Source organism: Pseudomonas putida, assembly GCF_028682175.1.
Lineage (GTDB): Bacteria > Pseudomonadota > Gammaproteobacteria > Pseudomonadales > Pseudomonadaceae > Aquipseudomonas > Aquipseudomonas putida_AD.
Map to the genome: position 1 here is coordinate 1 of NZ_JANHKS010000084.1, position 12,865 is coordinate 12,865.

The 12,865-nt window shown below is 60.5% G+C and carries 12 protein-coding genes; 10 read left to right on the forward strand and 2 right to left on the reverse strand.

What is annotated here, in order from left to right:
• Window positions 1-210: 210 nt before the first annotated feature.
• Together rhtA and NPS29_RS27975 are read left to right on the forward strand one after the other, a co-directional pair.
• Window positions 211-1,095: a threonine/homoserine exporter RhtA gene (gene rhtA / locus NPS29_RS27970; protein ID WP_274136706.1), complete on the forward strand. Its 885-nt coding sequence runs from the start codon at window positions 211-213 to the stop codon at window positions 1,093-1,095.
• Window positions 1,096-1,278: 183 nt separating this feature from the next.
• Window positions 1,279-1,566 carry a hypothetical protein gene (locus NPS29_RS27975; protein ID WP_274136707.1) on the forward strand — a complete coding sequence of 96 codons (288 nt, stop codon included), beginning with the start codon at window positions 1,279-1,281 and terminating at the stop codon, window positions 1,564-1,566.
• Between the two features lie 60 nt (window positions 1,567-1,626).
• Here the strand turns inward: NPS29_RS27975 and NPS29_RS27980 are convergent, their stop codons facing one another.
• Together NPS29_RS27980 and NPS29_RS27985 are read right to left on the reverse strand one after the other, a co-directional pair.
• The gene (locus NPS29_RS27980) at window positions 1,627-3,435 is read right to left on the reverse strand and encodes an aminopeptidase P family protein (protein WP_274136708.1); all 1,809 of its coding nucleotides are present in this window, start codon (window positions 3,433-3,435) and stop codon (window positions 1,627-1,629) included.
• Window positions 3,436-3,923: 488 nt separating this feature from the next.
• Window positions 3,924-4,337 (reverse strand): hypothetical protein, encoded by a 414-nt coding sequence (locus tag NPS29_RS27985; RefSeq protein ID WP_274136709.1) that lies wholly within the window; start codon window positions 4,335-4,337, stop codon window positions 3,924-3,926.
• Here NPS29_RS27985 and NPS29_RS27990 point away from each other — a divergent pair.
• From NPS29_RS27990 to rfaH, 8 genes are all read left to right on the forward strand, one after another.
• A complete protein-coding gene (locus tag NPS29_RS27990; protein ID WP_274136710.1) occupies window positions 4,318-5,103 on the forward strand; it encodes a hypothetical protein in 786 nt (261 codons plus the stop codon). The two genes, NPS29_RS27985 and NPS29_RS27990, sit on opposite strands and share 20 nt — an antisense overlap.
• Before the next feature lie 57 nt (window positions 5,104-5,160).
• Complete coding sequence (locus NPS29_RS27995) at window positions 5,161-6,282, forward strand: DegT/DnrJ/EryC1/StrS family aminotransferase (RefSeq protein ID WP_274136711.1); 1,122 nt, start codon at window positions 5,161-5,163, stop codon at window positions 6,280-6,282.
• Window positions 6,283-6,303: 21 nt separating this feature from the next.
• Window positions 6,304-7,818, forward strand: a complete 1,515-nt coding sequence (locus NPS29_RS28000) for a lipopolysaccharide biosynthesis protein (RefSeq protein WP_274136712.1) — start codon at window positions 6,304-6,306, stop codon at window positions 7,816-7,818.
• 3 nt (window positions 7,819-7,821) lie between these two features.
• On the forward strand, window positions 7,822-8,751 hold the full coding sequence (locus NPS29_RS28005; RefSeq protein ID WP_274136713.1) for a glycosyltransferase family 2 protein: 930 nt from the start codon (window positions 7,822-7,824) through the stop codon (window positions 8,749-8,751).
• Window positions 8,741-9,193 carry a low molecular weight protein-tyrosine-phosphatase gene (locus tag NPS29_RS28010; protein ID WP_274136714.1) on the forward strand — a complete coding sequence of 151 codons (453 nt, stop codon included), beginning with the start codon at window positions 8,741-8,743 and terminating at the stop codon, window positions 9,191-9,193. Before NPS29_RS28005 ends, NPS29_RS28010 begins: the two co-directional genes overlap by 11 nt.
• A complete protein-coding gene (locus NPS29_RS28015) occupies window positions 9,194-11,410 on the forward strand; it encodes a polysaccharide biosynthesis tyrosine autokinase (RefSeq protein WP_274136715.1) in 2,217 nt (738 codons plus the stop codon).
• A gap of 70 nt (window positions 11,411-11,480) precedes the next feature.
• The gene (locus NPS29_RS28020) at window positions 11,481-12,281 is read left to right on the forward strand and encodes a WbqC family protein (protein ID WP_274136716.1); all 801 of its coding nucleotides are present in this window, start codon (window positions 11,481-11,483) and stop codon (window positions 12,279-12,281) included.
• 6 nt (window positions 12,282-12,287) lie between these two features.
• Window positions 12,288-12,812 carry a transcription/translation regulatory transformer protein RfaH gene (gene rfaH / locus NPS29_RS28025; protein ID WP_274136717.1) on the forward strand — a complete coding sequence of 175 codons (525 nt, stop codon included), beginning with the start codon at window positions 12,288-12,290 and terminating at the stop codon, window positions 12,810-12,812.
• The last annotated feature ends 53 nt before the right edge of the window (window positions 12,813-12,865 follow it).

Consider the following 12,865-nt stretch of genomic DNA (forward strand, 5'->3'; position numbering starts at 1 on the left):
CCATCCTGAACGTCTAACTCGTTGATATTCAAGGAGTTTTCCGTTCCGACTGCGCCGGAAGTGGGGCGAATTATAGAGAGATTCGAGGGGGCGTCAACACTTAATTTCAACGACCTCCAAATCAACCATTAATGAGCATTATATTGCTCAATATTTCATTCTTCAGCAGAATGGCCCCCTTCCCTGCCTCTGACGGACCCTTCCTGAACAATGAACGCAAAACAACGCAGCCTGGCTTCGGTGATCCTCCCCGTAGGCATGCTGCTCGTCGCCATGATGTCGATCCAGAGCGGCGCCTCGCTGGCCAAGTCGCTGTTCCCCATCGTAGGAGCCCAGGGCACCACTGCCCTGCGCCTGATTTTCGCCAGCATCCTGATGGTCTTGATCCTGCGTCCCTGGCGCACGACCTTCACCGCGAGCTCACTACGCTCCGTGCTTATATATGGCATCGCCCTGGGCGGGATGAACTTCCTCTTCTATATGGCTATCCGCACCATCCCGCTGGGCATCGGCGTAGCGCTCGAGTTCACCGGCCCACTGGCCGTCGCCTTGCTGCACTCACGCAAGGTCACCGATTTCATCTGGATCATTCTGGCGGTCATCGGCCTGGCGTTGCTGATCCCGATGGGGCAGACAGACGCCCTGGACCTCACCGGTGCCTTATATGCCCTCGGCGCTGGTGTCTGCTGGGCTGCCTATATCCTGTTCGGCCAGAAGGCCGGCGCCGACCACGGCGTGCAGACCGCAGCGCTGGGGGTGGTCATCGCCGCAATCTTCATTGCCCCCTTCGGCGTGGCCCACGCTGGCGCAGCACTGCTGGACCCTGCACTGATCCCCATTGCCCTGGGTGTCGCCATCCTGTCGACCGCATTGCCTTATAGCCTGGAGATGATCGCCCTGACTCGAATGCCCGCACGCACTTTCGGGACATTGATGAGTATGGAACCGGCGATTGGCGCCCTGATGGGGCTGGTGTTTCTGCATGAGGCCCTGTCGCTGACGCAGTGGCTGGCCATCGGTGCAATCATCGTGGCGTCCATAGGTGCCACACTGACCACCACGCCGGAACCTGCGGCATTGGTGCCTGCGGATTGACGGGCATTTTTCCTTTCGTTACACGATGTCACTAGCATTTGTAACGCTGTTGCGCCATGTTTACACCCTGGCCCGTCTCCACCTTGTGGATACACCCGGACGGGCATGGCAGTCGGCTTCACGCAAGCTACGCGAATTCAAGCTAGAGACTGAGCGGGAAAGACCGGTCAGGTAAGGAAGTGAATGAAGTACATTTTAATAATACTGGCGATCGTGGCCATGACCGGATGCGCGGCCACCTCCAAGCCAGTCAAGAGTAAACGGGGCCTGCATATCAACTGCTCCGGCCTGTCGTCTTCCTGGGACAAGTGCTATCAGATGGCGACCGACTCCTGCGAGTCGCGCCAGTATCGCGTCATCGCCAAGTCAGGCGATGCAGCGGAAGACCCGAGCGAGTTTCCGCTGGGCCTCAATCCTGCCGGCTACACCAGCCGCAGCATGATCATCGTCTGCAAGAAGCCTCAGCCCTGATCTGTGTACGCCATCCCTGCCCCGCCCCATAAGGCAGGTCAGGGTTGGCGCAAGTCGTTATCAGACAGCCGCCGTGCGCGTCTCCAGCCATTTCAACGCCGCGCCTTCGACCAGCGGGCTCAAGCGCCGCTTGACCTCGGCGTGATACTCGTTGAGCCATTCACGCTCGTCCTGCGTCAACAAGCCGGTTTCAAGGCAACGGGTATCGATCGGGCACAGGGTCAGGGTTTCGAACTTGAGGAACTCGCCAAACTCGGTCTTGCCGGCTTCCTGGTTGATCACCAGGTTCTCGATGCGCACGCCCCACTGCCCAGGACGGTAAGTGCCCGGTTCGATGGAAGTGATCATCCCCGGTTGCATGGCCGTTTGCGGCGTGGCCGCTGCCTGATAGGCAATCACTTGCGGACCTTCGTGCACATTAAGGAAATAGCCCACGCCGTGGCCGGTGCCGTGACCATAGTTCACGCCTTCGGCCCAGATCGGCGCGCGGGCGATGGCGTCCAGCAGCGGCGACAGGATCCCGCGCGGGAAATGCGCCCGTGACAGCGCAATCACGCCCTTGAGCACACGGGTGCAGTCACGCTTCTGTTCGGCAGTGGGCGTGCCCACCGGAACCATGCGCGTGATGTCGGTGGTGCCGCCCAGGTACTGACCACCCGAGTCGATCAGCAACAGACCATCGCCTTCGATCTGTGCGTGCTCTTCTTCGGTAGCTCGATAGTGTGGCATTGCGCCGTTGCCATTGAACCCGGCAATGGTGGCGAAACTCTGGGAAACATAGCCGGGACGGCTGGCGCGCGCCGCGCTGAGTTTTTCATCGATGGTCAGTTCGCTGACCGGTTCATGACCCAGTGCCGAATCCAGCCAGGCGAAGAATTCGCACAGCGCCGCGCCGTCCTGCTCCATGGCCTGGCGAATGTGCCGGGCGTCGGCCTCGCTTTTCTGTGATTTGAACAGCGTTGTCGGATTCAGCCCTTCGACCAGCGTCACTTCGCTGCTCAGGTAGTCGAGCAGGCCGCAGGTGACCCGGGCCGGATCGACCAGCAATCGTGCATCCTTCGGCACTTCACGCAACGCCGCACCGATGGCGGTGTACTCACGCAGGGTAATGCCTTCGGCCTCCAGGACGCTGCGCAGTTCGGCGCTGACTTTTTCGGACGCCACGAACAGGCTGACGCTGTCAGGCCCGATCAAGGCAAAGGAAATGAACACCGGGTTGAAGGAAACATCCTCACCCCGCAGGTTGAACAGCCAGGCGATGTCATCAAGGGTCGCCAGGAAATGCCAATCGGCGCCGCGCTCGGCCATTACGCCTCGCAAGCGGGCCAGCTTCTCGCCGCGGGTCAGGGTGGCCTGAGGCGCGACATGTTCATAAATGGCCTGGGTCGGCAGCGCCGGACGATCATTCCACAGCAGGGTCAGCGGATCGAGGTCGGTACGCAGGCGTGCGCCGCGTGCATAAAGGTTGCTGGCCAGGGTGCGCGAAGACGCCACCGCCAATACCGCACCGTCCACTGCCACGACCGAGTCGGCCTTGGCCTGATCGGCCAGCCACTCGAGTGGGCCCGTCTGGCCTGGCTGCAGCTTGACCAGCTCGATGCCGCTTCCTGCCAGTTCCTTGGTCGCCTGTTCCCAGTAACGGCTGTCTGCCCAGACACCGGCAAAGTCCTGGGTGACGATCAACGTCCCGACCGAACCATGGAAACCTGACAACCATTGGCGGCCCTGCCAGTAACCCGGCAGGTACTCGGACAGATGAGGGTCGGCCGATGGCACCAGCCAGGCATCGATACCTTCGCGACTCATCAAGGCGCGCGCCTGCGCCAGGCGCTGGGCCACCACTCCACTGGTTTTCGACTGCGTATTCATTGGTTCTCCTGCTAAGCCGGTTGTTATGCACTGCACCGGGCAGATGATGGAGTACCGGCAGGGCCGGAGCAACCGTGCTCAGGTTTCTGTTGATGACGGCACCTGCCGGCACCCTGAACGTCACACTGTGCATGTATGGCCCGGCGCGAATTATCCAGCGGAAACAGAACATACATTCAAACGAATAGAGTCCACGTATTAAGTTGTCAGCATTCACTGACAACATTTATCGGCGCACACTTAACTTTCGCCACTTACGAAGCAACTAACACGTCCGACATAAAGTTCAATTAATGAGCGCCAACATTTTGGAGACACAGCCGAATGCCCGACTTCTGGCGCTGGAAAAACGTCTTTTGCTCCCCCTGGCCACTCTCAGCGGCGTTACAGATCAATGCCTGAAAAGCGTCAGCGCACCGAACGGGGGCGCTGCTGGTTTTTTGACTACGATATAAATCAATGGGTTAAGACTCTATTCAATCCGTTTATCAAAAATTTAACAGAATGTTGGCGAAATCGTTTGACAGGGAAAGCGCCGCCGTCGATATATATGCGTGTCTAATGTTTTCCTGTTTCAGCACCGTAACCGCAGAGTTGCGCGCAGAAGACATTTCGACTTTTTTCATTCTGGTTCTGCCTACGAAGTTACTGAACACAACGGTGAGTTTCTTGCGCCGGTGGGCTTCTGTTGGCCGAAACAAAGTTTTCCAAATTGACTGAAAGTGCTCGGTTGGGCGGTAGCTTTGCCCAACGAAATGAAGAGCCTTGCACGTCACTGAAAGCGAAACGCGCGGCAGGATCTGCAGATTCGGGCGGTAGCGTGCCTGAGCCCTGAATGACGATCTGTCGTGCCCCTTCCACTCCTCAAGGGGGCGCAACGCAATGCCTTTATCTTTCGACATGGATGAGCAGCTGGTCCACCGCCTGGCTGACGAAATCGATACCAACGGCTTTGCAAAACTGAGCGACGCGGTCACTGCCCCCGATCTTGAGCAGTTGCGCGCCTGGACTGACAAACAGGCGCAAAGACACCAGGGCGAATACTTCGCCTATCACGGTGAAGCGATGCTGGGTGAAAGCCTGCTGGCCGACTACTGGAGCGATGTGCGCTTCAAGCACTTGCTGTCAGGGCTTTACAGGCACGCCGCACAGAAGGACGCCGCCAGCGACCGGATCTTCCCTGTATTGCGTTGCGTGCAGGGCAATCAGGGCACTCGCGAATCCAATGCATTTCACTACGACGCAAGCCTGGTCACCGCACTTATTCCTGTGTTCATCCCTACCGAAGGTGAACAACGCGGCGATCTGATGCTGTTTCCCAATATTCGTCGGGTGCGCCATTGGGTGCTGTTCAACGTGATCGAGAAGGCGCTGCTGCAAAACAGGTTCACCCGCAACTGGATCATCAAGGGCATGCAGCGCCAGTGGCTCAAGCCTTACATCCTGCGCCTGGAGCCGGGCAACGTTTACTTCTTCTGGGGCTATCGCACGTTGCACGCCAACAAGAGCTGCAGCCCCGACGTCAAGCGCGCCACCGCGCTGTTTCACTTCGGTGACCCACACACAGGAAGCCTGGCCACCCGCCTGATCCTCAGGATCAACCAGGGCCGGGCAAGACGAATGAGCAACAAGGCCGGCAGTCGCCCTTCCGCCTCACCCCGAGGCTGATACAGGCCCGCCGGCAGCGGCAAGCCCACAAGCATTGCGTCAGAAATGGAGATCACGATGATTAACGTAACCAAGACCTACCTGGGCGATATCGACAAGTTCAAGACGTATGTCGAAGGCATCTATGCGCGCGGCTGGCTGACCAACCACGGCCCGCTGGTGTGCGAACTGGAGCAGCGCCTCAAGGATTATCTGGGCGTCAAGCACGTGCTTCTGACCAACAATGGCACCCTGGCCCTGCAGGTCGCCTACCGTGCCCTGGGCCTGACCGGCAGCGCCGTGACCACGCCGTTCAGCTTCGTGGCCACCAGCAGCTCGCTGCAATGGGAAGGCATCCGCCCGATCTTCGCCGACATCGATGCCCAGACCTGGAACATCTCCCCGGAGCACATCGAAAGCCGCATCGTCTCCGACACCACCGCCATCGTCGGCACTCACGTGTTCGGCAACCCCTGCGCGGTCGAACGCATCGAAGAAATCGCCCGTCGGCGCAATCTGAAAGTCGTGTACGACGGCGCCCATGCCTTCGCGGCCCGCCATGCAGGCCAGTCGGTGCTCAACTTCGGTGACATCAGCACCCTGAGCTTCCACGCCACCAAGCTGTTCCACACCATCGAAGGCGGCGCGATCATCACCAATGACGACGAAATCGCCCGGCGGGTCTACCTGCTGTGCAACTTCGGCATTGCCGACGTCGACAAGATCGAAGGCATCGGCATCAACGCCAAGCTCAACGAATTCTCAGCGGCGATGGGCCTGTGCATCCTGGACGATATCGACAACATTCTGGCCCAGCGCGCCGAGATCGCCGAGCGCTACAACAGCGCCCTGGGCGATTACGTGCAACTGCAACAGCCGGAAAAAGACAGCCAGCTGAACAACAGCTACTACCCCATCGCCCTGCGCGACGAGCAGCAACTGCTCAACCTGCGCAGCGCGCTGAACACCAACGGCGTCAACCCGCGTCGCTACTTCTATCCGTCGCTGGACACCCTGGAATACCTGCAACCGCAGGCGGCCCAGACCGCTTCGCGCAGTCTGAGCGAGCGCGTGCTGTGCCTGCCGATCTATCCGGGCCTGTCCCGCGAAGACCAGGACCGGGTGATCCAGACCGTGATCGCCGAGTGCGGCCCCGCAAATGCCGCCTACACGACGCCTTCCCTGGCCCGCGTTATCTAGTCGAAACAGGACCTACGGATCATGCAGAACAGGCGCTCAGTCATACGCAACACTGCGTTGAGCTATGCGGGACAGGCCTACGCGTTGCTGGTGGGAATCCTGATCATGCCCTTTTACCTTGGCCACATGGGTGCCGAGGCGTACGGGCTGATCGGGTTCTTCTCGGTGCTGCAGGCCTGGTTGCAACTGCTGGATGCCGGGCTTTCGCCGAGCCTGGTGCGGGCCGTGGCCCATCAGCAGGCCAGCGACAGGCTGGACTACTTCTCCGGCCGGTTGCTGCGCTCCTTCGAGCTGATCTTCCTGCCGCTGGCCAGCCTCTGCTGCCTGGCGATGTACCTGGGCAGCGACTGGATCGCCGTGCACTGGCTCAACGCCAAAGCCCTGTCGACCGAGACGCTGGTGCAGTCCATCAGCCTGATGGGCATCGTGGTCGCGCTGCGCCTGTTTGCCACCCTCTATAAAAGCGGGATTCAAGGCCTTGAGCAGCACGCCTGGCTGAACACCGCCAACGTGGTCATCGCCACGCTGCGTTATTTCGGCGGTCTGCTGCTGGTGAGCACGATTTCCAGCGACCCGGTGACGTTCTTCGAGTTTCAGGTGCTGGTCGGGCTGGTCGAGACGCTGATCTTCGCGGTCCGCGCCTACCGGCAGATGCCGACGCCGTCCTGGCTGACCGGCTTCGACTGGCATCTGGTCAAGCCGATCATCCCGTTCGCGGCGGGCATGTCCGGCACCGCAGTGCTGTGGATCGTGCTGACCCAGATTGACAAGGTGTTGCTCTCCAAGCTGTTGCCGCTCAACGAGTACGGGTATTTCTCACTGGTGGCGCTGGTGGCCACCGGCATCCTGATGTTGAGCAACCCGCTGGCCCAGACGCTGCTGCCGCGGCTGACGGTGCTGATGGCCGAAGGCCGGCGCGATGACATGCACAACCTGTTTCTGGCGGCCAACCGCTTTGTCTGCACCTTTCTGTTTCCGCTGGCGGCACTGATTGCCCTGCACCCCTACGACATGATCTACGCCTGGTCCGGCGATCAGGTGGCGGCCCAGTGGAGCCGCTCGATCCTGCCGTGGTACTCGCTGGGCAGCGCCATCATGGCGATGAGCGCGTTTCAGTTCTACCTGCAATACGCCTATGGGCAGATGCGCCTGCATGTCTGGTACAGCGTCGTTTCCACAGTGGTCACGGTGCCTGTGATGTTGCTGGCGATTCATTACCAGGGCGCGCTGGGCGCTGCCATCGCCTGGTTCGTCCTGCGGCTGGTGTCGTTCGCCATCTGGCCTGCAATCGTGCATCAGCGCCTGGCCCCGGGGATTCACGGCCAATGGCTGCGCGACACCCTGCGCATCAGCGTGATGACCGCCGCCGGCCTTGCGATCAGTGAGCCGGTGCTGCGCCTGATCGCCAGCGACAACCGTTTCAACACGTTCATGGGTCTGGCCGCCAGCGGCCTGATCACGCTGATGGTGGTAGCCGCTAGCTACAAGCCACTGGTGACGAAGATTTCCGTCTTGTTCAGCAAACCGAGTATTTGAGCCATGGATGCTTCCAGCAATAAGGCGAATGTCTCGCCCGCCAATACCCCTCTGGTCAGCATCGTCTGCCCGGCCTACAACCAGGAAGCCTACATCGCCCAGGCGCTGGATGGCTTCCTGATGCAACAGACCACCTTCGATTTCGAAATCCTGGTCAACGACGACGCGTCCACCGACGCCACTGCCCGCATCATTGCCGACTACGCCGCGCGTTACCCGACGTTGATCCGCACCTTCTTCCACGAGACGAACCAGTTTTCGCAGGGCAAGTCATCGGTTCCCGGCCTCTTCGGCCAGGCCCGTGGCCGCTACATCGCCTATTGCGAAGGTGACGATTACTGGACCGACCCGCGCAAACTGCAGATCCAGGTGGACTTTCTCGAAAGCCACCCCGATTACGTACTGACTTACCACGACGCCATCCCCTTCGATACCAACGGCCAGTACGGCATCCAGCTGCAAGGCAAGCTGCGCGGCGATGCCTCGGCGCTGGAACTGCAGAAGACCCGGCCGATTTCGACGCTGACCACGGTGTTTCGCAACGTCTTCGACTCGCTGCCCAAGGAACTGGTGGCCGCGCCGCTCAACGACCTGGTCTGGTGGTCGCTGCTGGGCGCCTACGGCAAGGGCAAGTTCATGGCCCAGATCAAGCCCGCAGCGTACCGCCTGCACCTGGGCGGGATCTTCTCCATGCGTTCGAGCAAGCGAAAGCTGCACATGGCGCTGCAGACATCCGGCGCCCTGGCCAACTACTACCACCGCCTGGGCAACCAGGAACTCTATGAGCACTTTCTGATGGAAATGGTCGGTTACTCGCTGTCGGCAATCACCCCGCAGCGCAAGATCCTGACGCTGCTGCAGGTGGCCCGCAATTTCAGCCTCAACATCAGCAAGCGACTGGTGACGACCTTTAGCAAAGGCCATGTTCAGTAACGTCCTGGTGGTCTGCGTCGGCAACATCTGTCGCAGCCCCATGGCCGAAGCCATGCTCCGACAACGCGTGCAGAACCCCGGCATCGCGATCACGTCGGCTGGCACCCACGCCATGCTCAGCTCAACCATGGACCCCCTCGCCCGTGCCGTGCTGCAAGTCAACGGCGTGGAGGCCCACCGCCATCGTAGCCGGCAAATGGTCCGGCAGATGCTCTACGACGCGGACCTGATTCTGCTGATGGAACACCGGCAGACGCAAAGCGTGCTCAAGCTCGCGCCCGAAGTACGTGGCAAGACGTTTCTGATAGGCAAGTGGCAACAGGACATGGAAATAGCCGATCCCTATCGGCGCCCGAAATTAGCCTTTGAACAGACCTACGAGCTTCTCTCGCGTTGCGTCGACGACTGGCTTCCTTATCTTCAGTCAGGAGAACCGAGATAAATGACCGCTATGAACCGTACTTCCCTGGACGAAGTCCAGGACTCCCGGATCGATCTGGCGACTATCCTGCGCACGCTTTTCGACCACAAGGGAATGATTGCGTCGATCATGGGCGTCTGCATCCTGCTGGGGCTGACCTACGCGATCCTCGCCACGCCTATCTTCCAGGCCAACGCCATGATCCAGATCGAGCCGAAGAAAATCGGCATCGAGGGGCGCACCGAAATCAGCAGCAAGCCGCTGTCGGTATCCCAGGCGACCACCGAGATCGAGCTGATCAAATCCCGTGCGGTGCTGGGCAAAGTGGTCGACGACCTCAAGCTCTACATCATCCAGAAGCCCAAGTATGTACCGGGCCTGGGCGGCTACATGGCGCGCCACTTCAAGCCCGATCACGAGGGTGATCTGGCCGCGCCGCTGTTCGGCCTGGACAGCTACGCCTGGGGCGGCGAGAAGATCGACATCTTCCAGCTCGAAGTGCCTGAAGCGCTGCTCGGCGACAAGCTGAGCATGGTGGTGGACAAGCCCGACACTTTCAGCCTGTACGACAGCGACCACAACAAGCTGCTCAGCGGCCCGGTCGGCCAGACGGTGGAAGGCAGCGGCGTGAAGATCCAGGTGGCGGCGCTCAACGGGCGTCCCGGCACCGAGTTCACGGTGATTCGCCAACGTCCGCTGACCGCGGCACTGGACTACCAGGATCGCCTGAAAATCCTCGAGGCCGGCAAGGACTCCGGGATCGTCTACCTGTCGATCCAGGACCCGGACCCGGCCAAGGCCAAGCGCATCCTCAACGAAGTCAGCCGCCTGTACGTGCGTCAGAACGTCGAGCGCAGCTCGGCCGAAGCTGCCCAGCGCCTCGAGTTCCTGCGTTCGCAGTTGCCGGCAGTGCGCAAACAGCTGGAACAGTCGGAAATTGCCCTGAACAATTTCCAGACCAGCGCCAAGTCGGTGGACCTGAGCGTGGAAACCAAGTCGGTGCTCGATCAGGTGGTCAAGCTGGAAGGCACGCTGTCTGACCTGAAGATGAAACGGGTCGATGTCGAACGCCTGTACACCCCGGAGCACCCGACCTATCGCGGCCTGATGACCCAGATCGGCCAGGTTGAAGCGCAGAAAGCGGCGCTGCTGAAGAAAATCGAAACCCTGCCCGCGACCCAGCAGGAGCTGCTGCGCCTGACCCGTGACATGCAGGTGACTTCGCAGACCTACACCCTGTTGCTGGACAAGAGCCAGGAGCAGGACATTCTGCGGGCAGGCAGCATCGGCAACGTGCGCATCATCGACAACGCCGACGCCAACGTCGAAGAGCCGGTCAAGCCGATGCGCAAGATCATCGTGCTGGTCGCCGCCCTCGCCGGCCTGTTGCTGGCCGTCGGCGCGGTGTTCGTCCGCCAGGCCTTCTATCGCGGCGTGGACAACCCCGACGTGATCGAGAACCTGGGCATGCCGGTGTATGCGTCGCTGCCGTTCTCGCGCCAGCAGGAACGCATGGACAAGAGCAACCAGAGCCGTGGCGGCAGCAAGGAGCCCCGCCTGCTCAGTGTCAGCGCGCCAACGGAACTGGCGATCGAGTCGCTGCGCAGCCTGCGCACCAGCCTGCACTTCGCGATGCTGGAAGCGCGCAACAACGTGCTGATGATCTCCAGCCCGACCCCGGGCGTGGGCAAATCGTTCGTCTCCAGCAACCTGGCGGTGATCATTGCCCAGACCGGCAAGCGCGTGCTGTTGATCGATGCCGACATGCGCCGTGGCTACCTGCACAAGACGTTCAACCTGACGCCCAAGCACGGCCTGTCCGACACCCTGGCCGCGCGGCTGAAGAGCAAGGAAGTGATCAACCACACCGAGGTGCGCAACCTGGACTTCATCTCCTGCGGTTTCGCGGCGCCCAACCCCTCGGAGCTGTTGATGCATGACAACTTCAACAAGTTGATCACCGACCTGTCGCCGCTGTACGACCTGGTGATCGTCGACACCCCGCCAATCCTGGCCGTCACCGACGCCACGCTGGTAGGGCGCCAGTCGGGCACCTGCCTGCTGGTCACCCGCTTCGGCCTCTCCACTGCCAAGGAGATCGAAGCGAGCAAACGTCGACTGATGCACAACGGTATCCTGATCAAGGGTGCGATTTTCAACGGTGTACTGCGCAAGGCCTCGACCGCCGATTACGACTGCGCAGCCTACGGCTACGACTACACCACGGTTCGCAAGTGAACCCTGGGGCAGGACCTGCCACCCGATCAATCCGGCCCTAGAGCCAGAGACACTATCACAGGAGATACAAATGGCCCGGACCATAGCAATGATGCAGCCCTACCTGTTTCCCTACCTGGGTTACTTTCAGCTGATAGCTGCCGCAGATGTCTTCGTCCTGGGCGATGATCTGCAATACATTCGATCCGGTTGGGTCAACCGCAACCGGATCCTGAGCAACGGCGAGGCGAAACTGATCACCTTTCCATTGAAAAAGGACCGTTTCGAGCTGCCGATCAACCAGCGCCAGTTGTGCGACAACTTCACCAGCGAAGGGGAACGCCTGCTGCGTCAGATCTCGCAGAACTACCAGAAGGCGCCCTACTTCGCCCAGGTGATGCCGCTGATCGAGCGTCTGGTCCGTTTCCCCCAGCAGAACATCGCGCTGTATGCCGAACATGCGATTCGCGAGCTGTGCGCCTACCTGCACATCGTCACCCCGATCATGCGCGGGTCCGACCTTGACGTGGGCACGCCCACCGACAAACAGGATCGTGTGATTCGCATCGTGCAGACCTTCGCCGCGACCACCTTCATCAACCCTGAAGGCGGTTCGGTGCTCTACGACCGCGCGCTGTTTGCCGAGAACGGGCTGAAGGTTCATTTCTTCCGGATGGATCCGGTGGTCTACCGGCAGTTCAAGCATCCCTTCGTCGCAAACCTGTCTATTATCGATGTGCTCATGTTCAACTGCGTCGAGCAGATCCAGCAAATGCTTAACAGCTTCACCCTGGACAAGGGCGAAGAGCCGCAAGGCAAAGGTTTTCTGTTTGAGATACTCAATCACCCGAACGTAGTAACGGCGGGTCAGAACCGGATGGCAATGGAGTGAAGGATTATGTCTCAGATCGATTGCAGTTCCAGCAACCTTGCACGCTGGTATCTGATCCAGACCAAGCCACGCCAGGAAGGGCGCGCCGAGGAGCATCTGCAGCGTCAGAGCTTCGAATGCTATCGCCCGGTCAAGCGCACTGAAAAGAAACGCGGCTCGCGCGCAGCCACCGAAGAGGAGCTGTTCCCCGGCTACCTGTTCATTCGCATGGATCAGACCCACGATAACTGGTACCCGATCCGCTCCACTCGGGGTGTCGCGCGGATCGTGACCTTCGGCGGGATGCCGATTCCGGTCAAGGACGAGCTGATCGAGCAGATCCGCGACCGCCTGCTGGCGCCGCCGCCCAAGGTCACCTTTGAACAGGGTGAGGCGGTGCGTATCACGGCTGACGGGTTCAACGACATCGAGGCGATCTTCCTCGCCGCCGATGGCGACGAACGCGCGGTGATCCTGCTCAACCTGCTGCACCGCGAACAGAAAGTGACCCTGCCGGTCAGCAGCCTGTCGCGGATGGAAGCGCGGGTCTAGGCTCACCATTTCCACGTAGCAGCACGGCTTGCCGGCGGGGGCGACCTCACAAA